Genomic DNA, 25,968 nt, shown 5'->3' with positions numbered 1-25,968 from the left:
ATGGTAGTAGGAGATTTCCCAATTGAATTAGATACAGTCGTTGTTGGTGCAGGTCCTGGTGGATACGTTGCGGCAATTCGTGCAGCACAATTAGGTCAAAAGGTAGCAATCATTGAAAAAGCTAACCTTGGTGGCGTATGCTTAAACGTTGGATGTATTCCTTCAAAAGCGTTAATCAATGCAGGTCATCGTTATGAGAATGCAATGCATTCTGATGACATGGGTATTACTGCAGAAAACGTAAAAGTTGACTTTACAAAAGTTCAAGAATGGAAAAACGGCGTAGTTAAGAAATTAACTGGCGGTGTTGAAGGCCTTCTTAAAGGTAACAAAGTTGAAATCATTCGCGGTGAAGCTTACTTCGTAGATGCTAATACATTACGCGTTATGACTGAAGATGCAGCTCAAACTTATACGTTTAAAAATGCTGTTCTTGCAACTGGTTCTACACCAATCGAAATTCCAGGATTCAAATACTCTAAACGTGTTATCAACTCTACAGGTGCTTTAAGCTTACCTGAAATTCCTAAAAAACTTGTTGTAATCGGCGGCGGTTACATCGGTATGGAATTAGGTACTGCATATGCTAACTTCGGTACAGAAGTTACTGTAGTAGAAGCTGGCGACGAAATCTTAGCTGGTTTCGAAAAAGCTATGAGCTCTGTTGTTAAACGTGCTCTACAGAAAAAAGGTAACGTAAATATCCATACAAAAGCTATGGCTAAAGGCGTTGAAGAAACAGAAACTGGCGTAAAAGTTAGCTTTGAAGTTAAAGGTGAAATCCAAACTGTAGAAGCAGATTACGTATTAGTAACTGTAGGTCGTCGTCCAAACACTCAAGAAATCGGTCTTGAGCAGGTTGGAGTTAAAATGACTGACCGCGGCATCATCGAAATCGATGAGCAATGTCGTACAAATGTACCAAACATCTATGCAATCGGTGATATCGTTCCTGGACCACCATTAGCTCACAAAGCTTCTTACGAAGGTAAAGTAGCTGTAGAAGCAATTAGTGGCCATGCATCAGCTATCGATTACATCGGAATTCCTGCAGTATGCTTCACTGATCCAGAATTAGCATCTGTTGGTTACACTAAAAAACAAGCTGAAGAAGCTGGAATGACTGTAACTGTATCTAAGTTCCCATTCGCTGCTAACGGTCGTGCATTATCATTAAACAGCACTGACGGTTTCTTACAACTTGTAACACGTAAAGAAGATGGTCTGCTTGTAGGTGCTCAAGTTGCAGGTGCAGGTGCTTCTGATATTATCTCTGAGATTGGTTTAGCTATCGAAGCTGGAATGACAGCTGAAGATATCGCTCAAACAATCCATGCTCACCCAACATTAGGTGAAATCACAATGGAAGCAGCTGAAGTTGCTCTTGGAATGCCAATTCACATTGTAAAATAATTTAAGTAATGTAAATAGCCCTTCTCTTATTGTAAGAGAGGGGCTATTTTTATTTTCATCAAATGACTTGCAAGGTCTTTAAACGTACTTGTCGAATGAATATATAATACTTTAACAAATGATTCCGGCTTAACTTACTTCAAAGGTAATATATATCATCCTATAATATGTAATTGATTCAAACGTACCCCCATATATTAATAAAATAGAGCATGTCAAAGGAGAAGGTTCCATGAAAATATTACATGTTATATTTTATCATTTACTACTATGGAGTGGCTTTTCCACTGTATTAACATTATCGAATGGTGATAAGTTTCATTATAAAGTTATTCTTTTTTTCGTATTTCTATATTTAGCCTATGTAATAGCATATTTTGTATTGCACGTAAGAAAGCAAGCTTTATTTCTTACATGTTCGAATTGTATATTATTTTTAATCATATTATCTATTTTTTAAATTAGCGTTTATAAAAATACATTGTTCGTCCATTAAATAATTGTAACTCTCCTTCTAATTTCTTCGCTAAAAAACGGCAAAATTCATTTGCTTTCCCTTTGTCACCAAATGTTGCATTAGGTGGTAAAGAAACTTGGATGAAAGATTGTTCATTTTCTATACCAACACCAATATAAATTGAGTCATACCGGTCGTGATTGGATTGAAGTTTTAATGTTGTTGTAGATGTATCTAAAATTTCATAAGGAAAAGCGGTATTTGTATACGTGTAATTAATTTGGGCACCAGTTTTAGAAGTAACTGTTTTATAATAATGAAAAAGTTGTTTTATATCATCTATTGAAACTGATTGTTGGTTGGATTTCGGTACAAGCGTAATAAAGGCGTGTTGCATATAAGTTCCCCCTAACTTAGTAGAATACTATCATTCTACATCCTACTGAATTTTTTGACAATTAAAAGGAGTATTACATGTTTTGTTTAATATACTATTAATGAAACGTGATGTAGAAAGGTGGAAACCAATGTTTGAAAAATTGTATGATGAGCATGAAAGTGTGAAGGTACGATTTTTAGGGTTTATGACACATGATACACGTTATGATTTTGGTGTTATTTATACAAATATGTTTTTTGGAAAGCCGCTCATTGTTTGTATGCAAACAGGAAGGTCTACTTTACTCGGACGAGATGATGTAGAGAATGTTCAATATATACAGGAGATTTTTAAATTAGGATCAGAAGAGGAAGCAAAGGAGTTAGCTCAGTTTTTCAAATTTCTAGTTCCGTCAACTTCTTTACATGCGGAATATGAAGAATAATTAATGTGAAACAGTCGTACTTATAAATATGGCTGTTTTTTATTTGAATATCGCATACTAATTTAAATTTAAAATATTTAATGTGTTATACTAAAAACCTATTGACGTAAAAAGTATAACATATTAAAATAAAGACAGAAAGTTAAGCGGTTACAAAAAGTTTTTGGGATTATAAACTTAGGGGGAAATGAAAAATGGGAACAATCGTATGTCAAGATTGTGAAGGTACAATTGCACACTTCGAAGATGAGAAAGTAACGGTACTTTACGGGAAATGTGGATCTTGCGGATGTGATCACACAGAGCATACAAAAGCCCAATAATTGATAGGAAATGGACAGCTAAAAGTTTTTAGGACCATAAACTTAGGGGGAAATGAAAAATGGGAACAATCGTATGCCAAGTATGTGAAGGAACAATCGGACATTTTGAAGATGAGAAAACGACGGTACTTTACGGAAAATGCGGAACAAATTGTGACTGTGCTAGAAAAGATAATGCGAAAGCTTAATGATAAATAAATAGATTACTATTGAAACTCAGGGGGAAATGAAAATGGGAACAATCGTATGCCAAGTGTGTGAAGGAACAATTGGACATTTTGAAGATGAAAAATCAACAGTACTATACGGGAAATGTGGATCTCATTGCGAATGTGACCATAAAGAACATACAAAAGCTTAATAATAAGAAAAAGCGCCTACATGTGTAGGCGCTTTTTTAATAAATTGTAGTTGTATGACCAACTGTTGCAACGATTGCATCATCCCTAATCGGAATAAAGCTTATGGAGGTCTGTGGTGTACTAGAAGAAGCGTATTGGCTCATTATACGACTATCGATACGGGTAATAGTATCGGTCAAGAAAGCTGAAATAAAAGCGTAAGGGACTCGTCGTTCATTTAATGAATAAATAATTTCTTCTTTTGTTTTTACACCTACGCCATGCCCGTAAAAAAAGAAATTTCCTAAATAGATTGTATTTTCTCCTTGCCATTCAATCGTAGCTGGATTTACTTGTGGGTTTTTAAAGTAAACGAGGTCACCTGGAACAAGATCGCCACCGTTTTTTGTTATGAGCCTTAGATCTTGGTCGTAGTCCCATGTATAAAGTAAAAGGTTTGCAAATAGACGATTGAAAGTTTCTTCCTCATACAATGATAGTAAAGCTTTATAAAAAATAATGATCATAGCGGTTGCGCATTCAGTTCCATATAGTTTTCCGTTTTTGAAAATATCCTGTATGGCAATAGAAGGTGGTATGTTTGGAAGAAGCTCGAATCCTCCAAGAGACGTTCTTTTCCAATACTGGGGGTTGCAAAAGGATTGCTGAAATGTACGAAACTGAAATCCACTTTGAAAAAGCTCTAGTGCAGAGATAATAATATTAACTCGTAAATTGAGATCAAAGCTGAGTTCATCAGCTGTTCGGAAGGAATAAACTTCTTGATTTCCTGCCATTATTGATAAAATTTGTTGTTTCTCTGCTGCAAATGGCTCGTATTCATTTGTAATATAAGGATGTACAATAGAACGGCCTATTACAATCATAATAGTATCCCCACCTATACGTTACATTCTTAAGTATCGTATGAAGAAAAGGAAAAAAGGTGAAAAAAAAGCCTATCAACTGATAGGCTTGTACTCTTTAATAACACGTAATGTTTGTAATGTCATATCTTCAGGACCTTGTACAGGTAAACCAGCTTCTAAGTTTTTACGAATATACTCTAAGTTTTCTTGTGTAATAATTTCCCCCCGGAGTAAAGATTGGAATCCCTGGCGGATAAACCATAACAAAATCAGCTATAATACGCCCCGCTGCATTTTCAAATGGAATGACTTCTGTTTCCGAATAAAAAGCATCTCGAGGAGAAAGTGCTAGCACTGGAATTTCTGGAATCTCTACTTGTACTTGAACACCTTTATCTGCCCTATTTCTAAATGTTGCTGCTAAATCTTGTAATGCTGCAATAAGTGTATTTGTATCACTTTCTGTATCTCCCAAAGTGATAAGACATAGTATGTTGTATAGATCTGAGAGTTCTACTTCAATGTTATATTGCTCTCTAAGCCATACTTCAGCTTGGTGGCCGGTAATACCTAAATCTTTTACAGATACAATTATCTTTGTAGGATCATAGTTAAAGGTAGCATCTGTACCTAACATTTCTTTTCCAGGACAGTAAAGATGCTCAATAGAATTTATAGCATCACGAACATGCTCAGCTAATTGTATTGTTTGTTCTATGAGTGCTGTTCCTTCTGTAGCAAGACGTTTTCTCGCAACATCAAGGGATGCTAACAAGATGTAAGAAGTTGATGTGGTTGTAAGCATGCTAATAATAGATTGGACATGCTTTACATTCACTAAGCCTTCTTTCACATTAAGAATAGAACTTTGAGTTAAAGAGCCTCCTAATTTGTGAACACTTGTTGCTGCCATATCCGCACCAGCTTGCATCGCTGACATAGGTAATTCATCGTGAAAATGAATATGAACACCATGAGCTTCGTCGACTAGTACAGGGATGTCATAAGAATGTGCTAATTGTACAATCTGTTCTAAGTCTGCAGCAAACCCAAAGTACGTTGGGTTAATAACAAGTAAGCCCTTTGCATCTGAGTGCTCTTCAAGTGCTTTTTTTACAGATTGAATTGTGATTCCATGAGAAATACCGAGCTTCGGATCGATTTCAGGATGCATGAAAATCGGTTTTGCACCTGAGAAAATAATAGCTGACATTACTGATTTATGCACGTTTCGTGGTACTAGGATTTTGTCACCAGGACCGCAAACGCTCATCACCATTGTCATAATAGCGCCACTTGTACCTTGAATAGAAAAGAAAGTATGATCTGCACCGAATGCGGCTGCTGCTAAATCTTGTGCTTCTTTAATCATACCTTTTGGATGATGTAAATCATCGAGTGGCGCAATATTAATTAAATCAATTGCTAATGCATTATGCCCAATAAATTCGCGAAATGTAGGATCCATGCCCTGTCCTTTTTTATGACCAGGAATATGGAATTGAATTGGATTTCGCTTACTGTGCTCAACTAAAGCGGTAAACAATGGTGTTTCGTATTGGGACAATCTATACACCCCTTCTTCTTCATAATATTTAGTGTAATTTGTTTTATATAATCCTGCTCTAAAAAAGTGTAGCCCTTTTTAGAATAAGGCTTGTTTTTCTGCCATTCAAAAAATCGTTTTTGAGATGGTAGCTTCACTTTATTTTCTATAAAACAAAAGCATTATATCACCAATAATTATAGATGTATAGAAAAAAATCTTTTTAAGGTGAGTATGTTTAATAGTTAGCCTCAACTAATGAATAGAGGAAGACAATTCCATTAAAATGAATAAATAGTGTATAATGCAGAGTGGCTATAATGAAGAATAAAATATTCTCTTTAAGATAGCATAATGAAACAAGAAGAAATGATAAATGAGGTGCAAAATGGAATATCAATATCCGTTAGATTATGATTGGTCAAATGAGGAAATGGTTACAATGGTGAAGTTTTATGAAGCGATTGAGAAAGCTTATGAAAAAGGAATTATAAGAGAAGAGTTAATGGGTTTATATCGTCGTTTTAAAGAGATTGTTCCATCGAAAGCAGAAGAAAAGAAAATTGATAAAGAATTTCAAGAAGTAAGTGGATACTCTATATATCGTGCTATTCAAAGGGCAAAAGAAGTCGAAGAACAAAAGCTTGTAAAAATGTAAAAAATATTTTGAAAAATAAAAACTGAAGTGATATAATGTGATAACAACTAAAAACGGACAATATAAATTGTCCGTTTTCTACTATCGATTACAAAGTGCATATAAAGGAAGGAGTGATTGCATCGTAGATTCAATCTTAGCAAGGAATTGTTCGTTGGTCATTGCTGAAAACTCCTCTGGTGATATATGAATACCAACTAATAATTCTGCTTTTTTTACAGTAGCTAATCGTTCAATCATCTTTTGTAAGTCTTCGGTTTCAAGTGTTTTATGTAATTTCACACTTGGTTTAGTATGGTCAATGGACCAAACGAAGTCATTTGGAATATTTGTTTTTAAATCATTTAAATGTTCTAAGAAGGCATGAGCCGTCTCAACTTTTTGTGGACACTCATAGATTAAACCAAAGTATATGAAGGCATGAGTACCCCATAAGCCGATTTGGAAATGCGGTAGCATTTTATATCCTCGTTTATTTGTTGAAAAAGCAACCCAAGTATCGTTTGGTGGATTGACTTTGCGGCGTGCGTGTTTTGCAACATGATAAAAAAAGTTCTCATCAGTTTGTTTGGATAAGTATTCTGCAAATTGTTCCCCTAAAGCTTCTAGCTTAGGATGAATGTTCGTTTTAATTGCACTCATTCGTTCTTCGAGACCATCAACTGTAAAGACATCAAAATCAGTTGACTTGAATGTTTGTATTGTCATGATTGTTCCTCCAACTCCTATTTTGCTTTTATTTTAGCATAGCTTGTACTATTCATAAAAAAAACAGCACAAAAAAATTTAAATAAAAAAATATAATTTTGTTGCATAGATGATTTATCCAACATAGTATAGTATAAAACAAAAAATCAGAAAATTGAATTAATTCTAGTCCGAGGGCAGACGAATATTGGGAGGAGGCAAATAATATGAGACAGGTGATTAATGCGTTAAAGAGAACAGATGCTGAAAAGAGAATACCGGTGCTACGTTTGGAGCTAGATTATGAATTAGCAACTTTATATGATGCGATGATGGAAGATGATAACCAGAAAAAAGAAGAGTGTGTACAAAAGTTAGAAGTATTAAGACTTGAAATGATTCGTTTAGAAGCGTAATAATAGTATATGTATAAAAAATTAGTTGGTGCGAACCTTATAAAGGGTTCGTTTTTTCTGTGAACAGTATAGATCGGAGTGTTTAAACATGCAAGAAGTATGGAAAGACATCGATGCACACGCCAAACGGTGGATTCGGGATGCAGGAGAGCATTTAATGGCATCAATGAAAAAAGCACTTATTATAGAAACAAAATCAAATGCAGCTGACTTAGTTACAAATATGGACCGAGAGATAGAACAGTTTTTAATTGGGAAAATTAAAGAAACATTCCCGAATCATAATATTTTAGGAGAAGAGGGTTATGGAGACGAGATAACGTCTTCTGACGGGGTTGTTTGGTTAATTGATCCAATTGACGGCACGATGAACTTTGTTCATCAAAAAAGAAATTTTGCGATTTCAATTGGGATTTATGAGAACGGTATCGGAAAGATTGGACTTATATATGATCCAGTGCATGATGAGCTATATCATGCAGTCAAGGGATCTGGAGCTTTTTGTAATGATATATCAATTCCTCCATTGGAAAAAGGAACTGTAGAGCAAGGTATTGTAGCTTTAAATGCGATATGGCTTACAGATAATCCATTGCTTAATATGGAAAGTATGATGGCACTTGTTAAGAAAGCAAGGGGCACAAGGTCATATGGCTGTGCAGCATTAGAGATGGTATACGTTGCAACAGGAAGAATAGATGCATATGTAACGCCGAGATTATCACCATGGGATTTTGGCGGAGGGCAGATAATTGTAGAAGAAGTTGGAGGTAAGGTGACGACATTCTCTGGAGCGCCACTTTCTATCATAGAGAAGAGCAGTGTGTTAGTTGCAAAACCAGGAGTGTATGAAGAAGTGTTATCGTTTATATGAGAGCAACAAAAAAAGTAAGAGGCTGTGTATAAGCTTCTTACTTTTTAGCGTTATTGTGATTTGCGCATTTTTCTTTTTGTTACAAAACCGTATCCAACTGTAACAAATGTGCCGATAATGCAAATAATAATACCGATTGGACTATTTTCAGCAATCATAATGCCGATACCGATTAAGAAAATAACACCGATAATTGCAGTTAATAAAAAGCGATATTGAATGTGTTCCATTTCTTCACCCTCCAATCTCATTTTACTTTCACAAAAGTAAGAATACAACTATATTTTCATTCTTGCTTTTATTTTAATTGCTATTGTATCCCCTTCGCTCTTATAATAGAGAAGGATTAAAAAGACATTAGGAGTTGGACATGTTGAAAAAACGACAAGATTTACGTAATATAGCAATTATTGCCCACGTTGACCATGGTAAAACAACACTTGTTGACCAGTTATTACGTCAAGCGGGGACTTTCCGTGCGAACGAACACGTTGAAGAACGCGCAATGGATTCAAATGATCTAGAAAGAGAACGCGGTATTACAATTTTAGCGAAAAATACAGCGATTCACTATGAAGATAAAAGAATTAACATTTTAGATACACCTGGTCACGCTGACTTCGGTGGAGAAGTAGAACGTATCATGAAAATGGTTGATGGTGTTTTACTTGTTGTTGATGCATATGAAGGTTGTATGCCACAAACACGATTTGTTTTAAAGAAAGCTCTTGAGCAAAACTTAACTCCAATCGTAGTTGTAAACAAAATTGACCGTGACTTCGCTCGTCCAGATGAAGTAGTTGATGAAGTAATCGACTTATTCATTGAGCTTGGTGCAAACGAAGATCAATTAGAGTTCCCAGTTGTATTTGCATCAGCAATGAACGGAACAGCAAGCTTAGATTCAAATCCAGCAAATCAAGAAGAGAATATGAAATCATTATTCGATACAATTATCGAACATATTCCAGCACCAATTGATAACAGCGAAGAGCCACTTCAATTCCAAGTAGCACTTCTTGATTACAACGACTACGTTGGACGTATTGGAGTTGGTCGCGTATTCCGCGGTACAATGAAGGTTGGACAACAAGTTGCTTTAATGAAAGTAGACGGAAGCGTGAAGCAATTCCGCGTAACGAAATTATTCGGTTACATGGGATTAAAACGTCAAGAAATTGAAGAAGCAAAAGCAGGGGACTTAGTAGCCGTTTCTGGTATGGAAGACATTAACGTAGGTGAAACAGTATGTCCAGTTGAACATCAAGATGCGTTACCATTATTACGTATTGATGAGCCAACACTACAAATGACGTTCCTTGTAAATAACAGCCCATTTGCAGGTCGTGAAGGTAAATACATTACATCTCGTAAAATTGAAGAGCGTCTTCGTTCACAATTAGAAACAGATGTAAGTTTACGTGTAGATAATACAGATTCTCCTGATGCGTGGATCGTATCTGGACGTGGGGAACTACATTTATCTATCTTAATTGAAAACATGCGTCGTGAAGGTTATGAATTACAAGTATCTAAGCCAGAAGTAATCATTAAAGAAGTTGATGGCGTAAGATGTGAGCCTGTAGAGCGCGTACAAATCGATGTACCTGAAGAATACACTGGTTCTATTATGGAATCTATGGGTGCACGTAAAGGTGAAATGTTAGATATGGTGAATAACGGAAACGGTCAAGTTCGTCTTACTTTCATGGTTCCAGCACGTGGTTTAATTGGTTACACAACAGAATTCTTAACATTAACTCGTGGTTACGGTATTTTAAACCATACATTCGATTGCTACCAACCAGTACACGCTGGACAAGTTGGTGGACGTCGCCAAGGTGTTCTAGTTTCACTTGAAACAGGAAAAGCATCACAATACGGTATTATGCAAGTTGAAGACCGTGGTGTAATCTTCGTTGAACCAGGTACAGAAGTATATGCTGGTATGATTGTCGGAGAACACACTCGTGAGAACGACTTAACAGTTAACGTTGTGAAAATGAAACAACAAACTAACATTCGTTCTGCGACGAAAGATCAAACTTCAACAATGAAGAAACCACGCCTAATGACTTTAGAAGAATCATTAGAGTACTTAAACGATGACGAGTTCTGTGAAGTAACTCCAGAATCAATTCGTCTACGTAAAAAGATTCTTGATAAGAGTGAGCGCGAAAGAGCTGCTAAGAAAAAGAAATCTGTTGAAGCGTAAAAATAAAAAAACAACGCCCTTTATAAAGGGCGTTGTTTTTTTATTTTGTTTATTTTTTAGAATATTTACTCTTTTTTTGTGGACAGTATTTTTTTTGCGAGTTACTCTTGTATTAAGTGTATAAAGAAAATTGCATTTTACTGCTAGGGGGGGAAGAGTGTGTTAGAAAGGATGTCTTTTTTTGCAAAATTGTGTAAGGTAGATGAAAATCCAGAGTTAGGAATGTGGTTACTTTATGGGACGATTATTATATTAAGTGCTCTCGTTTATAATTTAGGGTTTGCTAGAAAGTTGTCTGTACTAAAAAATATTGTGATATACATATCATTAGCAATTGGATGCACAGTATTAACCTTTTTTGCTGTGTTTTTACCTGTTGGAGAAGGACTTGTTGTAGCGGCAATTGTACTTGGAATTTATAGACTGCGTTTGCGTCAAGCGAAACAACAAAAAGCAGGATAAGAAAGGGGAGTTTTCATGCGTTCAGTACAAGATGCACTATATAATTGGTTAACAATTAAAACAGTTGCGGAAGCACGTCCAGATGATAGTGCTGCAAAAGAAACATATTTGTTATTTCAAAATATGGTATATGAAGAACATAAATTAAGAAATGTGGAAGTCGAAAAGAACGAGGAAATGTATTTAATTACATATGAAATAAATGGAGAACGGAAATCTGCAAGGTTTCCGTTAGAAGCCATTGATTGTTTTTTGGATCAGATGAATCGTGAACCAGAAAAATATAAATAAGTCCTTATCTATATGAGTAAGGACTTATTTATATGAGTAAGGACTTATTTACATTTTACCAATCATCTTCGATTTTTTTATCACGATATAATCGGAAATTACCACTTGCATGACGTTCCATTGTACGCTCTGCAATTCGTTCCGAACATTCCATGCACATATATGTATGAATAGGGCGATTACGCAGTTTTTTTGCCATAGGATTTTCATCATCTAACATATCTTTTTTATCACAAATCATACATTTGACTCTCATTTCGTCACCTCAATACGAATTCTATCAGTATAAGTATATCATGGAAGTATAATGTTTTTGAATAATAGTGGGAAAAAATAATATTTTCGCAATTCAAAAAATAAGTTATGATAAGGATATACCAAGTATATTTGGAGGTGAAAATATGGCGAATGTAGTAGAGCCTACCTTAACAGAGGATTTAGTACAAACGTTGCGTAAAGAGTGTATTGTTATGATAGCAACGACAGATTTCGAAAAACAAGTTCCTAACGTAAGTGCTATTTCTTGGGTGTATGCAGTGAGTGAAACTAGTATTCGATTTGCAGTAGATCAACGTTCACGTATTGTGGAAAATATACGTCATAATACAGGTGTGGTATTGACTATAATGGCGAATGAATCCGTATTTTCTATAAGTGGTGCAGGTGAAATTTTGACAGATAGAATGGAAGGTATTTCTCTAAAATTAACTGTAATAGAAGTAAAGGTGCAAGAAGTGCGTGATGTTATGTTTTATGGAGCGAAACTTGCAATTGAACCAACATATGAAAAAACATATGATCTTCGGGCAGCGAAAAAGCTGGATAACGAAGTGTTAGTAGGGATAAGAGAATTATAAAGATGCTAAATAAGAAATTCGTTTATTCACTTTTGTAGTCGGTTATTGTGATTTAACGTTAATAATTATAATAAAAAGTAATATATTGAATAGAAATGAATAAAGAATAAATAAAAGGTTTAATGACTATGATTTTCGATTCTACCTCGTTTACACGGTACATATAATTATAACAATGGTTCGTCCATATTTTATGGATGAAACCCTTGTTCTACAAATTTAAAAGTGGAGTCAGGGGGTAACAGGTTGGATAAAATTTATGTGTTAGATACGAATGTACTTTTGCAGGATCCTTTATCTATTTTTTCATTTGAAACCAATGAAGTAGTGATTCCAGCAGTTGTATTAGAAGAGGTTGATTCGAAAAAACGTTATATGGATGAAGTAGGAAGAAACGCTCGTTATGTATCTAAGTTAATAGATAAATTTCGTGAAATAGGAAAGCTGCATGAAAGTATCCCGCTAGAAAACGGCGGAACATTTCGTATTGAATTGAACCATCGTTCATTTGTGCAACTACAAGATATTTTTGTAGAAAAAACAAATGATAATCGAATTTTAGCTGTAGCAAAAAATCTATCTTTAGAAGAACAGGAAAAAGAGGACGGGAAGTCTGTTATTTTAGTAAGTAAAGATGTACTCGTAAGGGTAAAAGCTGATGCAATTGGTTTGAAGGCTGAAGATTATTTAAGTGATCGCGTAATTGAAGTAGAAAATATATATTCTGGTTTTTTAGAAGGATATATATCAAAAGAACAATTGGATTATTTTTATGAGAAAGGTGAATTGCCTCTATCTGAAATTGCGAATCATCCTTTTTACCCAAATCAATTTGTAGTAATGAAAGATGCATTAGGGGGCTCTAGTTCTGCGCTTGGCATTGTGGATCACTTAGGGAAGAAGGTAAAGAAACTTATTTTTCACAATGAACAAGTGTGGGGGATACGACCACGAAACGTGCAGCAAATTATGGGATTAGAATTGTTGCTTCGTGAAGATATTCCGCTTGTAACGTTAACGGGGAAAGCCGGCACAGGAAAAACGTTACTTGCGTTAGCTTCGGGACTTATGCAAACAGAAGACTTAGGGTTATATAAAAAATTACTTGTGGCAAGACCAATTGTTCCAGTCGGAAAAGATATCGGTTATTTACCAGGAGAAAAAGAAGAAAAATTAAGACCATGGATGCAGCCAATTTTTGATAACCTAGAGTATTTATTTAATACGAAAAAGCCAGGAGAGTTAGATGCTATTTTAGCTGGAATGGGTTCGATTGAAGTAGAAGCCCTTACTTATATACGCGGGAGAAGTATTCCAGATCAGTTCATTATCATTGACGAAGCACAAAATTTAACAAAGCATGAAGTGAAGACGATATTAACTAGGGTAGGGGAAAAGAGTAAGATTGTATTGATGGGAGATCCTCAGCAAATTGATCACCCATATTTAGATGAATATAATAATGGCTTAACGTATGTTGTAGAGAAGTTTAAAGAACAGCGTATTAGTGGTCATGTGAAGTTTGTTAAAGGGGAGCGATCTAATTTAGCTCAACTAGCAGCAGATTTATTGTAAAAAGGAGTGAGCTTAAGCTCACTCCTTTTCTTTAAATAATTGTAAATTTACGGATGTTACGGATTGGATTTTGTTGATTAGATCCATCGTTGAAATAGAGATGAACAGGCCCGTCTTCTTTTAATGGTTTTCCTTCTTTTGAAAAGCCTAGTATAGCATTTTTGACAGTTTCTAATGGAAGTGTCATTGTATGATCTACCGTTTCAATTTCAACTTGCGTAGCGTCCTCTAAAATTTCAGCGTTAGCAAGGAATGGATGAAATGGTATACCAAATGTTCCAGTAATCAGCTGTTCTTTTTTATATTTCTTCACACTTTGTTGTATTGGAGGAAAAGCGGCACCATCACGGATTTCGCGATCCCAATGTTCTGAAGTGTTTTTTAAATAAGTTTCTAGTTCAGACGTGTTTTCTCTAGTTTCATCAAAGTAAGTTGTCAAATCTACTTTTCGATCATCAAAGATCCAAACAGTTGGATCAATAGTGATTGGAAAACGTACTTTTCCGTTAATAAATAAAATTTCGCTCATTGTTGTTCCCCCATTTGTGTTATACTCCCACTTTTCAGTATAATAGTATTAGACACTGTTGTCACAAAAAATGTTTCTATTGCAATTTATTAAAACTATCGCTAATATTAATAGATAGGATAGAGGAGAGTAGGACGGAAACGGAGGGAATCAATTTGGCGTCTGAGACAGTAGCAAATCATCAGGAAAAGGCACTAGCCCTTCTACAAGCGGATGCAGAGAAGATTTTAAGACTTATTAAGGTGCAAATGGACCATCTTACAATGCCGCAATGTCCATTATATGAAGAAGTGTTAGACACACAAATGTTTGGACTATCCCGCGAGGTCGATTTTGCAGTTCGCCTTGGTCTTATTGCAGAAGAACAAGGGAAAGCAATGTTAGGTGAGCTCGAACGTGAGTTATCTGCACTTCATGAAGCATTTACAAACAAACAACAATAACGGGTTCAAATAAGGGGGCTCAAACTAAATTAGTTTGAGCTTTTTATTTGTATAATAAAGCAGGAAGAATCAATGTACATATGGAATACTCCAATAATTAAATTGAAACAGAAAGAGGAAATGAAATGAAAAAAGTATGGAAATCAATGGATTATTCATTATTACTTCCTCTTGTTATCTTATGTGTGCTGGGAGTAATAATGGTATATAGTTCTAGTTCCATTGTTGCGATTTCGAGGCATAACTGGCCGGCAAATTACTTTTTTAAAAAACAATTAATAACTTTAGCTATTGGAACGGTATTGTTAGTAATTGTAGCTTCGTTACCTTATAAGTTTTGGAGGAAACGAATAATTTTATCCGCGATGGGGCTAGGGAGTATTGCTTTACTAGCAGCAGCCTTGATTTTTGGTAAGGAAATAAATGGTGCAAAAGGTTGGATATTAGGTATACAGCCTGCTGAATTTGTTAAACTATCGATTATTATTATATTAGCTCGCTTTTTTGCAAGGAGACAAGAAACAAATACACCTGTTTTTAAAGGGTCGGGACTTACACTTGGATTTGTTGGAATGGCAATGTTTTTAATTTTAAAGCAAAATGATTTAGGTACCGATTTGTTAATTGCAGGAACAGTAGGGATTATGTTTCTTTGTTCAGGAGTAAGGATTAATTTATGGATTAAACGAATTGTTTTAACTTCTATAGTATGGATTCCAGCTCTATATTTTTTGGCTAATTATAAATTAAGTGGATATCAAAAGGCACGTTTTTCAGTTTTTCTTGATCCATTCAATGATCCTCAGAATGATGGATTCCAATTAGTAAATTCTTTTATTGGAATTGCTTCAGGAGGGCTAAATGGTCGAGGATTAGGAAATAGTGTGCAAAAATATGGATATTTACCAGAACCGCAAACAGATTTTATTATGGCTATTATATCTGAAGAATTAGGTTTTATTGGTGTAGCTATTATTTTAATTTGCTTGCTACTTATTATTATTCGTTCATTCAGGATTGCTCAAAAATGTAACGATCCTTTTGGAAGTTTAATTGCAATCGGAATTGCAAGTTTAATAGGAGTACAAACTTTTGTTAATGTTGGTGGTATGTCTGGATTAATACCGCTTACGGGAGTGCCTTTACCATTTATTAGTTATGGTGGAAGTTCCTTAATAGCTAATCTACTTGCGATGGGGATACTACTCAATATTGCTAGTCACGTGAAACGACAAGAGAAACAACAGAATGGATTAATGAAAGAAAAAGAACAAAATGGACCACATCTTGTAGTTGTAAAATAAAAACACATTGTGCTTTAGAGCATGATGTGTTTTTATTTTTAAGTAGTTTTAAATGTGATGTATTAATGTATCTTCCGGTTAAAAAATATATCACATTTAGTTTAATGTGATATACAATTAAGTTGTTAGAAAAGGAAGAGGTATGCTATACTATTTTTGTGAAACAAATTGCACAGAAAACTTATCATTTGTTAAAAAATAAGGTATGATGGATAAAAATAAAGTGAAGCTTTCTAAGTATAATATAATGTGGAAAGTGAAGAACTTCACGCTTTTTAAGGTGTGTATATATTTTATCTCTAGAGTGGTAGGAAAGTAGAGGGGGAAAATCATGACAAAGCTGCAACGTATTCAAAAAGTATTGGTAGCTAACCGTGGAGAGATTGCAATTCGTGTGTTTCGAGCTTGTTCGGAACTTGGATTAAAAACAGTTGCAATCTATTCTAAAGAGGATAGTGGTTCTTATCATCGCTATAAAGCCGATGAGTCCTATTTAGTTGGGGAAGGAAAAAAACCAATTGATGCTTATCTAGATATTGAAGGCATTATTGAGATTGCAAAAAGTAATCATGTAGATGCAATCCACCCTGGATATGGTTTCTTGTCAGAAAATATTCAATTCGCTAAACGTTGTGAAGAAGAAGGAATTATCTTTATCGGTCCGAAAAGTAAGCATTTAGATATGTTTGGAGATAAAGTGAAAGCAAGAACACAAGCGCAGCTAGCACAAATTCCAGTTATACCTGGTAGTGATGGTCCAGTAAATTCATTAGAAGAAGTCGAAAAATTTGCTGAAAAGTATGATTACCCGATTATTATTAAAGCATCCCTTGGGGGTGGCGGTCGTGGTATGCGTATTGTGCGTACTAGTGAGGAATTAGGAGAATCATATAATCGAGCGAAATCAGAAGCGAAAGCAGCCTTTGGTAATGATGAAGTTTACGTCGAAAAATTCGTTGAAAAACCTAAACATATAGAAGTACAAATTTTAGCAGATGAAGAAGGCAATGTTGTTCATTTATACGAGCGTGACTGTTCTGTACAACGTCGTCATCAAAAAGTTGTAGAAATTGCACCGAGTGTATCACTTTCAGATGATCTGCGTCAGCGTATTTGTGATGCTGCTGTGAAGTTAACGAAAAATGTAAATTATTTAAATGCAGGAACAGTAGAATTCCTTGTAAAAGATGATGAGTTTTACTTTATTGAAGTAAATCCACGTGTTCAAGTAGAACATACGATTACAGAAATGATTACGGGAGTAGATATTGTTCAATCACAAATTTTAATAGCTGATGGACATTCATTACATAGCAAAATGGTAGGTGTTCCGAAGCAAGAGGAAGTAGTTGTACATGGATTTGCAATTCAATCTCGTGTAACAACTGAAGATCCGCTAAATAATTTTATGCCGGATACAGGAAAAATTATGGCGTATCGATCAGGCGGTGGTTTTGGTGTACGTCTTGATACAGGAAATAGCTTCCAAGGTGCAGTTATTACACCGTACTACGATTCTTTACTTGTAAAAGTTACAACTTGGGCACTTACTTTTGAGCAAGCTGCTGCAAAAATGGAACGTAACTTAAAAGAATTCCGTATTCGTGGTATTAAAACAAATATTCCATTCCTAGAGAATGTAGTAAAACATAAAAACTTCTTATCAGGAGAATATGATACTTCATTTATCGATGCGTCACCTGAATTGTTCTTGTTCCCGAAACGTAAAGACCGTGGAACGAAAATGTTAAATTACATTGGTACAGTAACAGTAAATGGTTTCCCAGGAGTAGGTAAAAAAGAAAAACCAATATTCCCAGATGCTCGTATTCCATGTTTAAAACATTCAGAGCCAATCCAAAATGGAACGAAACAAATTTTGGACGAGCGTGGAGCGGACGGATTAGTAAAATGGGTACAGGATCAAAAACGTGTACTTTTAACGGATACAACATTCCGTGATGCACACCAGTCATTACTTGCAACTCGTATTCGTACAAAAGATTTACATCAAATTGCGGAGCCAACAGCGAGAATGTTACCGAACCTATTCTCAGCGGAAATGTGGGGCGGTGCAACGTTTGATGTTGCGTATCGTTTCTTAAAAGAAGATCCATGGGAACGATTACTAGATCTTCGTGAAAAAATGCCGAACGTTTTATTCCAAATGTTACTTCGTTCTTCAAACGCAGTTGGATACAAAAACTATCCAGATAATTTAATTCAAAAATTTGTGGAATGTTCTGCTCAAGCAGGCATTGATGTATTCCGTATTTTTGATAGCTTAAACTGGGTGGAAGGCATGAGAGTTGCAATTGACGCTGTACGAGACACTGGTAAAATTGCAGAAGCAACAATGTGCTACACAGGGGATATCCATGATCCACTGCGTAGTAAATATGATTTAAATTACTATAAAAATTTAGCAAAAGAGTTAGAAGCATCAGGAGCTCACATTTTAGGTATTAAAGATATGGCGGGCTTATTAAAACCAAATGCAGCATATGATTTAGTTTCTGCATTAAAAGAGACAGTGTCGATTCCGATTCACCTGCATACGCACGATACGAGTGGAAATGGTATATTAACGTATACGAAGGCAATTGAAGCGGGTGTTGATATCGTCGATGTAGCAGTGAGTTCTATGGCTGGTCAAACGTCACAACCAAGTGCGAACACGCTATACTATGCATTAGGTGGAAACGAAAGACAACCAGATGTTAATATAGATTCTTTAGAAAAACTATCTCATTATTGGGAAGATGTACGCAAATACTATGCACCGTTTGAAAGTGGTATGAATGCGCCTCATACAGAGGTATATATGCATGAAATGCCGGGTGGGCAGTATAGTAATCTTCAGCAACAAGCGAAGGCGGTTGGTTTAGGAGATCGCTTCGATGAAGTGAAAGTAATGTACCGCCGTGTGAATGACATGTTTGGAGATATTGTAAAAGTAACGCCATCATCAAAAGTTGTTGGTGATATGGCATTATTTATGGTTCAAAACCATCTGACAGAACAAGATGTTTTAGAGCGTGGACATGCTATGGACTTCCCAGGATCTGTTGTTGAAATGTTCTCTGGTGATTTAGGTCAACCGTACGGTGGTTTCCCGAAAGAATTACAAAAGATTATTTTAAAAGGGAAAGAGCCATTAACAGTAAGACCAGGTGAATTACTAGAGCCAGTAGATTTCGAAGCGTTAAAAGAAGAATTATTCCATAAACTTGGACGCGAAGTAACGATTTTTGATGTAGTTGCATATGCTTTATATCCAAAAGTATTTATGGATTATGAAAAAGTTGCTGAGCTTTATGGAAATGTATCTGTACTTGATACACCGACGTTCTTCTATGGTATGAGACTAGGTGAAGAAATTGATGTAGAAATTGAACAGGGTAAAACATTGATGGTTAAACTAGTATCAATTGGAGAACCTCAGCCGGATGGAAATCGTGTCCTTTACTTGGAATTTAACGGTCAACCACGTGAAATTATCGTGAAAGACGAGAGTGTAAAAGCAACAGTTGCACAACGTGTGAAAGGAAACCGTGAGAATCCAAATCATATTAGTGCAACGATGCCAGGAACGGTAATTAAAGTAGTTGTAAAAGAAGGCGATGAAGTGAAAAAAGGCGATTCTATGGCAATTACAGAAGCGATGAAAATGGAAACGACAGTTCAAGCGCCGTTCAATGGTAAAGTGAAGAAAGTATATGTTAACGATGGTGATGCGATTCAAACGGGTGATTTACTTATTGAATTAGATCACTAAAATAAAAAAAGAGCTGTGTAAAATACAGCTCTTTTTTTATTGCAAAAAATCCCTTGCCGAATTGGCAAGGGATTTTAGTTTTAAATTATTTTGTTTGTTTAGAAGTTAATTCGGCTTCTTTTGCATTCACTTTACTTCTTGTTCCTAACATAACTAAATAGCATAGTACGGCAAACAAGCAAGAAATGAATAGAGAATGTAACAATGCCATTGCTAAACTAGCGTTTGTAAATACAACTAAAACTCCTACTACAGCTTGAAGTGTAACAAGGATAAATGAAATGATCCATCCCCAATATACGACAGGTTGCTGTTTGTAATGGCGAATAGCGAGAATCATCGCGTATAGTATCCAAGCGAAAATTAACATCGCTGCAACTCTATGGCCCATTTGAACCCATTCATGTAGTTGAGTTGGCATAGGTCTGTTTTTGCTACATAAAGGAAAGTCTGGACAGGCTAAGCTAGCTCGTTCGTGACGTACTAAAGCACCTGTGTAGACGACGATATAACTGTAAATTGTTACACCATAAATATGAAATTTCATTTTTTTGTCCATAATAAGTGAACGTGCATCAAATTTTTGGTCAATTTCAAAGATAAGACACGTTAATAAAATGACAGAAGCAAATGAAATTAAGGAAATACCGAAGTGGATAGCAAGTACAGCTGGCATTTGGCCCCAAACAACTGCTGCTGCTCCCATTAATGCTTGTGCAACTAAAAATACGAAGGATAAAATTGCTAACGTTTTTGTTTCACGCACATGTTTATAATATTTCCAGGACAAAATACAAAGGAGAGTGACAAGAATTCCAGCTGATCCGGATGTTAATCGGTGGCTAAGTTCAATAATAGTTTCCATTGATAAATTAGATGGAACAAATTCACCGTTACAAAGTGGCCATGATTTACCACAACCTTGACCAGAACCTGTTTTTGTAACTAAAGCGCCTCCTAATAAAACTATTAATAAATCAAGGCTTGTAATGACTGCTAACCATTTAATAAAGCGTTGCAATCTCTTTCACCATCTTTCTGCTATGAAGTTATTGCGAAATATTTTCATTCCATTATGTATAGAATAAAACGCGCTAGTTCCTATGATATATAAAAAATAATAAAATAGCAAAGAAATGGAGGGGGAAGGAAAGGGGGAGAAAATAGGTGTAAAAACAGGGTTCATAAGGAAAATTTTAGGTGAAAAATAGGCTATTTTGAAAAGAAATGGGGAGAATACGTGTTAAATAAGACAAAATAGTTTATTATAGAAGGTAACATCATGTTATGATAAGGACAAGTCAGAATGAAGTTTTTTTATATTCGACACAAAAAGTTCATGTTTTCTTCACAAAATGTTCGGGAAATATGATTTAATATATTGGAGTATGGGCGTAGATTAGTAGTAGAATGGGTTAACAATGTTTCTACTGTAATAATATTGCTATATAGAAGCGAATTATTTCATTTGAAATATGCGCAAAAAGAAAGATGAAAGTTTTAAGAGGGGGTTAGAGTGATGAACCATGCAACAAGTGAGCTGCATGATGAGTCCGCTGTTACAAGTGTACCGGAAACAACTCGGTTACAAGATTTAAAAGCACTCGTTAAAATGGGGATTGTAAACTCAAATACACTTACTGTATTTACAGGATTTTGGTTGGCATTACACTTTAATGGATTAAGTGTAATGGACAATCTGGATAAGTTATTCTTTACAATCGTTGGTTCTGGATTAGTTATGGCAGGGGTATGTTGTTTAAACAACTACATTGATCGAGACATCGATCCATTAATGGAAAGAACAAAGACCCGTCCAACGGTTACTGGAAAGTATAAACCAGGATTTGCACTTACATTTGGACTAGTCATATTACTTCTTGGTTTTGTATTTTTATTATTAACAACACCAATGGCAGTCTTAATGGGATTTATTGGTGCTTTCACATATGTTGTTCTATATAGTTTATGGACAAAGAGAAAGTATACACTAAATACTGTTGTAGGTAGTATATCTGGTGCAGTTCCTCCTTTAATTGGATGGGCAGCAATCGATCCATCTTTAGGCCATCCAATTGCTTGGATGTTATTTTTAATTATGTTTATTTGGCAAATCCCACATTTCCTTGCATTAGCAATGAAACGTGTTGATGAATATCGAAATGCAGGAATTCCAATGCTTCCTGTAGTTCATGGATTTGAAATTACGAAACGCCAAATTATGATTTGGACAGTATGTTTATTACCACTACCATTTTATATGAGTGGACTAGGGATAACATTTATGGTAATTGCAACACTGCTTAACATCGGATGGATCGTTTTAGGATTTTATGGCTTCCGTAAGAAAGATGACATCAAATGGTCCGTGCAAATGTTTGTTTATTCCCTAAATTATTTAACAATCTTATTTGTATCAATGATTGTAGTTACATTCTTCTAAGACAACGACATAATTGGATTTCTTTACGTTGAGATTTACTTTACTTAACTATAAAGTACAATCTAATTCACAAGGAAAGTGGGGGTTGTTTGTATGAAGAAACAGTGGCGACTGCTTTCGTTCGTTTCACTGCTGGCTTTACTGTTAGGGGGATGCGGTAAAGCCTTTCAATCTACTTTAATTCCGCAAGGAGAAGTAGCAAAAATGCAATATGATTTACTTCTACTGGCGAGTGCAATCATGGTAGGAGTAGTACTAGTAGTTACTATTATTTTCTTATATGTAATTGTGCGTTTCCGACAAAAGAAAGGTCAGGAAGATTATATTCCAGAGCAAGTTGAAGGGAATCACAAGCTAGAAATTATATGGACAGTTATTCCGATTATTCTTTTACTAATCTTAGCTGTTCCAACAGTTACATATACATTCAAACTTGCTGATGTAAGTGCGATGGAGAAAAAGAATATTGATAAAGATACTATCGTTGTTGATGTAACAGCGAATCTTTATTGGTGGGAATTTTCTTATAAATCAGAAAAGATAGTAACTTCGCAAGATTTGGTCATCCCCACAGGTAAGAAAGTGTATTTAAATTTGAAGGGTGCCGATATTAAACACTCATTTTGGGTTCCATCTTTAGCAGGGAAAATGGATACAAATACAGACAATGTGAACAAAATGTGGTTAAAGGCAGATAAATCGGGCACTTATAATGGTTTTTGTACAGAATTTTGCGGCCCATCACATTCTTTAATGCAATTTAAAGTGAAAGCTTTAGATGAAAGCGAGTACAAAAAATGGCTTGCTGATATGAAGAAGATTGATGGGAAGAAAGAAGTAGCTTCAACAAAGGCGCAAGAGGGCCAAGAAATATTTAATAAAAGCTGTATTGGTTGTCATGCAGTTGGATCTAATGATAGTAGACCACCTTCCGCTCGTATCGCACCAAACTTAGCAAACTTTGCGGATCGCGATATGGTTGCCGGTATTGCCGAAAACAATGAAGAAAACTTAAAAAAATGGCTGAAAGATCCTGAAAATATGAAGCCAGGAAACAAAATGACTGGCAAATATGGCAACTTAACGGATGATCAAATTGATGCATTAAATGCATACTTACAAACGTTAAAAGTTGAAAAGTAAAGAGGGATTATTCGCGAAGGGGAGGTTGAAAACGTGAGTTCTGTAGCAAAAAAACAGGGGATGGGTGCTGTCATATGGGATTATTTAACGACAGTAGACCATAAAAAGATTGCCATTCTCTATTTAATTGCAGGTGGATTGTTTTTTGTAATAGGCGGAATAGAAGCTCTATTTATTCGCCTTCAATTAGCGATTCCTAACAACGCTTTTCTTGTTGGGGATGCTTATAATCAAGTATTAACGATGCACGGTACAACAATGATTTTCCTCGCAGCTATGCCACTCGTGTTTGCATTTATGAACGCCGCTGTACCACTTCAAATTGGTGCACGTGATGTAGCGTTCCCGTTTTTGAATTCACTCGGATTTTGGTTATTTTTCTTTGGTGGAGTATTTTTAAATTTAAGTTGGTTTTTAGGTGGAGCACCTGATGCAGGATGGACGTCTTATGCATCTTTAGCTTTAGCCTCTAAAGGTCATGGTGTTGATTTCTATGTACTCGGCTTGCAAATCTCAGGTATTGGTACATTAATTGGAGGTATTAACTTCCTTGTAACCATTATTAATATGCGGGCGCCAGGAATGACGTACATGCGTATGCCGATGTTTACATGGACGACATTTGTAACATCTTCGCTTATATTATTCGCTTTTCCACCGTTAACTGTAGGATTAGGACTTTTAATGTTAGATCGTTTATTTGGAACAAGTTTCTTTAATCCGGCATTGGGCGGGAATACAATTATATGGGAGCATTTATTCTGGATTTTCGGTCATCCAGAAGTATACATTCTTATACTCCCAGCTTTCGGAATATTCTCAGAAATCTTCGCGACATTTTCGAAAAAACGATTGTTTGGTTATTCATCGATGGTGTTTGCGACTGTATTAATTGGATTTTTAGGATTTATGGTATGGGCGCACCATATGTTTACTGTTGGACTTGGTCCAGTTGCTAATGCTATTTTCTCGGTCGCAACAATGGCGATTGCGGTTCCAACTGGTATCAAAATATTCAACTGGCTCTTTACAATGTGGGGCGGAAGTATTCGTTTTACGACACCAATGATGTGGGCAGTAGCTTTCATTCCATCATTCGTAATGGGTGGAGTTACAGGGGTTATGCTAGCATCTGCACCAGCTGATTATCAATTTCATGATAACTATTTCGTAGTAGCGCATTTTCATTATGTAATCGTTGGCGGTGTTGTATTTGGTTTACTTGCAGGAGCTCATTATTATTGGCCACTGATGTTTAATAAAGTATTAAATGAAACATTAGGAAAGATAACGTTCTGGCTATTCTTTATCGGCTTCCATTTAACGTTCTTTATTCAGCATTTCCTTGGCTTGATTGGTATGCCACGCCGTTACTACACATATCTTGAAGGGCAAGGGTTGGAAATGGGGAATATGATTAGTTCCATCGGAGCGGTGTTTATGGCTCTTGGAACGATTGTTCTTCTATTCAATGTAATTAAAACGACAGTATCAAAAGAAAAAGCTGGTCGTGATCCGTGGGATGCACGTACATTAGAATGGACAATGCCAGCACCGACACCAGAATATAACTTTAAACAATTACCATTTGTTCGCGGATTAGATCCGTTTTGGATTGAAAAACGTGAAGGTAATAAAGAGATGACAGCAGCGGAACCAGTTGGTGATATTCATATGCCAAATCCTTCGTTTTCACCATTTGTCATTTCTTTCGGATTGTTTATAGCGGCATTTGGTGCGATGTATATGCAGGGCGGAAAAGATAAGTTCTGGTTATTAGTAGCAATTATTGGTTTAATCATTACATTTGGCGCAATGTTCCTACGTTCAGTAATTGATGATCATGGGTATCATATTCATAAAGAAGATTTAGAGGATAAGGGGGGCAAGGCATAATGCATGTAGATGAAAAATTAACGAATGAAACATTTCCAGCAGAGCCTGAAAAAGCAACCCTTGAAGGGAAAAATAAGTTTGTCGGTTTTTGGTTATTTCTTGGAGGCGAAACAGTGTTGTTCGCTTCCTTATTCGGAACATATTTAGCGTTAAAGAATTCTACAAATGGTGGACCAACATCTCAAGAGATGTTCCAAATGCCACTCGTTTTCATTATGACGATGCTTTTATTAACGAGTAGCTTAACGAGTGTATATGCGATGTATCACATGAAAAACTTTAACTTTAAGAAAATGCAGCTTTGGTTACTAGTAACAGTATTGCTAGGTTTAGGGTTTTTAGGGTTTGAGATATATGAGTTTTATCATTATACACATGAATTTAAGCATACTATGAGAAGTAGTGCGTTTGGCTATGCGTTTTATGCTCTTGTTGGTACACATGGACTCCACGTATTGTTTGGGTTATGTTGGATTCTAACATTAATCTTTAGAAATGCGAAGAGAGGTCTAAATTTATACAATGCACCGAAGTTTTATGTTGCATCGATTTATTGGCACTTTATTGACGTAGTTTGGGTGTTTATTTTCACTGTAGTATATTTAATGGGAATGGTGGGATAAA

28 protein-coding genes and 1 pseudogene are annotated in these 25,968 nt (G+C 35.6%); 21 read left to right on the top strand and 8 right to left on the bottom strand.

All coding sequences use genetic code 11. The features are described 5' to 3' along the window. A complete protein-coding gene (gene lpdA / locus BC_RS19800) occupies positions 1-1,413 on the top strand; it encodes a dihydrolipoyl dehydrogenase (RefSeq protein ID WP_000260104.1) in 1,413 nt (470 codons plus the stop codon). A gap of 232 nt (positions 1,414-1,645) precedes the next feature. Continuing rightward, a complete protein-coding gene (locus BC_RS19795) occupies positions 1,646-1,873 on the top strand; it encodes a hypothetical protein (RefSeq protein WP_000697469.1) in 228 nt (75 codons plus the stop codon). Between the two features lies 1 nt (position 1,874). Here the strand turns inward: BC_RS19795 and BC_RS19790 are convergent, their stop codons facing one another. Then, positions 1,875-2,267 (bottom strand): DUF1885 family protein, encoded by a 393-nt coding sequence (locus tag BC_RS19790; protein WP_001163299.1) that lies wholly within the window; start codon positions 2,265-2,267, stop codon positions 1,875-1,877. A 130-nt stretch (positions 2,268-2,397) separates the two neighbouring features. Between BC_RS19790 and BC_RS19785 the strand changes: the two genes are divergently transcribed. From BC_RS19785 to BC_RS19770, 4 genes are all read left to right on the top strand, one after another. Further along, positions 2,398-2,694, top strand: coding sequence for a DUF3055 domain-containing protein (locus BC_RS19785; RefSeq protein ID WP_000462038.1), 297 nt, complete (start codon positions 2,398-2,400; stop codon positions 2,692-2,694). 194 nt (positions 2,695-2,888) lie between these two features. Further along, the gene (locus tag BC_RS19780) at positions 2,889-3,017 is read left to right on the top strand and encodes a GapA-binding peptide SR1P (protein ID WP_000536778.1); all 129 of its coding nucleotides are present in this window, start codon (positions 2,889-2,891) and stop codon (positions 3,015-3,017) included. Positions 3,018-3,076: 59 nt separating this feature from the next. Continuing rightward, complete coding sequence (locus tag BC_RS19775; RefSeq protein WP_000536803.1) at positions 3,077-3,205, top strand: GapA-binding peptide SR1P; 129 nt, start codon at positions 3,077-3,079, stop codon at positions 3,203-3,205. 44 nt (positions 3,206-3,249) lie between these two features. Continuing rightward, positions 3,250-3,378, top strand: a complete 129-nt coding sequence (locus tag BC_RS19770) for a GapA-binding peptide SR1P (protein WP_000536796.1) — start codon at positions 3,250-3,252, stop codon at positions 3,376-3,378. 36 nt (positions 3,379-3,414) lie between these two features. Here the strand turns inward: BC_RS19770 and BC_RS19765 are convergent, their stop codons facing one another. Next, entirely contained in the window at positions 3,415-4,245 is an 831-nt protein-coding gene (locus tag BC_RS19765; protein WP_000635337.1) for a protein-glutamine gamma-glutamyltransferase, read from the bottom strand. A gap of 75 nt (positions 4,246-4,320) precedes the next feature. Next, positions 4,321-5,794 (bottom strand): annotated as a pseudogene (gene speA, locus BC_RS19760) (arginine decarboxylase). 367 nt (positions 5,795-6,161) lie between these two features. Between speA and BC_RS19755 the strand changes: the two are divergent. After that, positions 6,162-6,431 (top strand): UPF0223 family protein, encoded by a 270-nt coding sequence (locus BC_RS19755; protein WP_000456562.1) that lies wholly within the window; start codon positions 6,162-6,164, stop codon positions 6,429-6,431. 81 nt (positions 6,432-6,512) lie between these two features. Here BC_RS19755 and BC_RS19750 read toward each other — a convergent pair whose 3' ends face one another. Continuing rightward, entirely contained in the window at positions 6,513-7,139 is a 627-nt protein-coding gene (locus BC_RS19750) for a YktB family protein (protein WP_000155317.1), read from the bottom strand. 206 nt (positions 7,140-7,345) lie between these two features. Between BC_RS19750 and BC_RS19745 the strand changes: the two genes are divergently transcribed. Together BC_RS19745 and BC_RS19740 are read left to right on the top strand one after the other, a co-directional pair. Then, the gene (locus BC_RS19745) at positions 7,346-7,534 is read left to right on the top strand and encodes a hypothetical protein (RefSeq protein WP_001250165.1); all 189 of its coding nucleotides are present in this window, start codon (positions 7,346-7,348) and stop codon (positions 7,532-7,534) included. A gap of 88 nt (positions 7,535-7,622) precedes the next feature. Further along, positions 7,623-8,408: an inositol monophosphatase family protein gene (locus BC_RS19740; protein ID WP_001158701.1), complete on the top strand. Its 786-nt coding sequence runs from the start codon at positions 7,623-7,625 to the stop codon at positions 8,406-8,408. A 50-nt stretch (positions 8,409-8,458) separates the two neighbouring features. Here BC_RS19740 and BC_RS19735 read toward each other — a convergent pair whose 3' ends face one another. Beyond that, positions 8,459-8,638, bottom strand: a complete 180-nt coding sequence (locus tag BC_RS19735; RefSeq protein ID WP_000400127.1) for a DUF5325 family protein — start codon at positions 8,636-8,638, stop codon at positions 8,459-8,461. A gap of 140 nt (positions 8,639-8,778) precedes the next feature. On the opposite strand from BC_RS19735, the gene typA reads away from it, so the two are divergent. The 3 genes from typA (at position 8,779) to BC_RS19720 (ending at position 11,376) form a co-directional block, all read left to right on the top strand. After that, positions 8,779-10,623, top strand: coding sequence for a translational GTPase TypA (typA, locus tag BC_RS19730; protein ID WP_000914762.1), 1,845 nt, complete (start codon positions 8,779-8,781; stop codon positions 10,621-10,623). Between the two features lie 159 nt (positions 10,624-10,782). After that, positions 10,783-11,085: a YlaH-like family protein gene (locus tag BC_RS19725; RefSeq protein WP_000893662.1), complete on the top strand. Its 303-nt coding sequence runs from the start codon at positions 10,783-10,785 to the stop codon at positions 11,083-11,085. A 15-nt stretch (positions 11,086-11,100) separates the two neighbouring features. Further along, positions 11,101-11,376, top strand: coding sequence for a hypothetical protein (locus BC_RS19720; RefSeq protein WP_001258151.1), 276 nt, complete (start codon positions 11,101-11,103; stop codon positions 11,374-11,376). 55 nt (positions 11,377-11,431) lie between these two features. Here the strand turns inward: BC_RS19720 and BC_RS19715 are convergent, their stop codons facing one another. Next, a complete protein-coding gene (locus BC_RS19715; protein ID WP_002082250.1) occupies positions 11,432-11,632 on the bottom strand; it encodes a YlaI family protein in 201 nt (66 codons plus the stop codon). Positions 11,633-11,777: 145 nt separating this feature from the next. Between BC_RS19715 and BC_RS19710 the strand changes: the two genes are divergently transcribed. Both BC_RS19710 and BC_RS19705 read left to right on the top strand, forming a co-directional pair. Next, a complete protein-coding gene (locus tag BC_RS19710) occupies positions 11,778-12,233 on the top strand; it encodes a pyridoxamine 5'-phosphate oxidase family protein (protein WP_000024593.1) in 456 nt (151 codons plus the stop codon). A 246-nt stretch (positions 12,234-12,479) separates the two neighbouring features. Then, entirely contained in the window at positions 12,480-13,808 is a 1,329-nt protein-coding gene (locus BC_RS19705; protein ID WP_000358083.1) for a PhoH family protein, read from the top strand. Between the two features lie 31 nt (positions 13,809-13,839). Here BC_RS19705 and BC_RS19700 read toward each other — a convergent pair whose 3' ends face one another. Beyond that, positions 13,840-14,337, bottom strand: a complete 498-nt coding sequence (locus BC_RS19700; protein ID WP_001289809.1) for a hypothetical protein — start codon at positions 14,335-14,337, stop codon at positions 13,840-13,842. A 155-nt stretch (positions 14,338-14,492) separates the two neighbouring features. Here BC_RS19700 and BC_RS19695 point away from each other — a divergent pair, with 155 nt between their 5' ends. The 3 genes from BC_RS19695 to pyc all read left to right on the top strand — a co-directional run bounded on the left by BC_RS19695 (position 14,493) and on the right by pyc (position 19,862). Further along, a complete protein-coding gene (locus BC_RS19695) occupies positions 14,493-14,780 on the top strand; it encodes a YlaN family protein (protein ID WP_000135694.1) in 288 nt (95 codons plus the stop codon). A 125-nt stretch (positions 14,781-14,905) separates the two neighbouring features. After that, complete coding sequence (locus BC_RS19690) at positions 14,906-16,084, top strand: FtsW/RodA/SpoVE family cell cycle protein (protein WP_000758411.1); 1,179 nt, start codon at positions 14,906-14,908, stop codon at positions 16,082-16,084. A 331-nt stretch (positions 16,085-16,415) separates the two neighbouring features. After that, positions 16,416-19,862 carry a pyruvate carboxylase gene (gene pyc / locus BC_RS19685; protein WP_000164087.1) on the top strand — a complete coding sequence of 1,149 codons (3,447 nt, stop codon included), beginning with the start codon at positions 16,416-16,418 and terminating at the stop codon, positions 19,860-19,862. 85 nt (positions 19,863-19,947) lie between these two features. Here pyc and ctaA read toward each other — a convergent pair whose 3' ends face one another. Then, positions 19,948-20,883, bottom strand: coding sequence for a heme A synthase (gene ctaA / locus BC_RS19680; protein ID WP_001188743.1), 936 nt, complete (start codon positions 20,881-20,883; stop codon positions 19,948-19,950). Positions 20,884-21,381: 498 nt separating this feature from the next. On the opposite strand from ctaA, the gene ctaB reads away from it, so the two are divergent. The 4 genes from ctaB (at position 21,382) to ctaE (ending at position 25,967) form a co-directional block, all read left to right on the top strand. Further along, entirely contained in the window at positions 21,382-22,305 is a 924-nt protein-coding gene (gene ctaB / locus BC_RS19675; RefSeq protein ID WP_001015058.1) for a protoheme IX farnesyltransferase, read from the top strand. A gap of 93 nt (positions 22,306-22,398) precedes the next feature. Next, on the top strand, positions 22,399-23,448 hold the full coding sequence (gene coxB / locus BC_RS19670; protein ID WP_000745268.1) for a cytochrome c oxidase subunit II: 1,050 nt from the start codon (positions 22,399-22,401) through the stop codon (positions 23,446-23,448). A gap of 60 nt (positions 23,449-23,508) precedes the next feature. Continuing rightward, positions 23,509-25,344, top strand: a complete 1,836-nt coding sequence (gene ctaD / locus BC_RS19665) for a cytochrome c oxidase subunit I (RefSeq protein ID WP_153579316.1) — start codon at positions 23,509-23,511, stop codon at positions 25,342-25,344. Then, on the top strand, positions 25,344-25,967 hold the full coding sequence (gene ctaE, locus BC_RS19660) for a cytochrome c oxidase subunit III (protein WP_000557863.1): 624 nt from the start codon (positions 25,344-25,346) through the stop codon (positions 25,965-25,967). Before ctaD ends, ctaE begins: the two co-directional genes overlap by 1 nt. Position 25,968: the final 1 nt, after the last annotated feature.

The organism is Bacillus cereus ATCC 14579 (genome assembly GCF_000007825.1).
Taxonomy (GTDB): Bacteria; Bacillota; Bacilli; order Bacillales; family Bacillaceae_G; genus Bacillus_A; species Bacillus_A cereus.
This window is presented reverse-complemented; position numbering and strand designations above follow the sequence as displayed.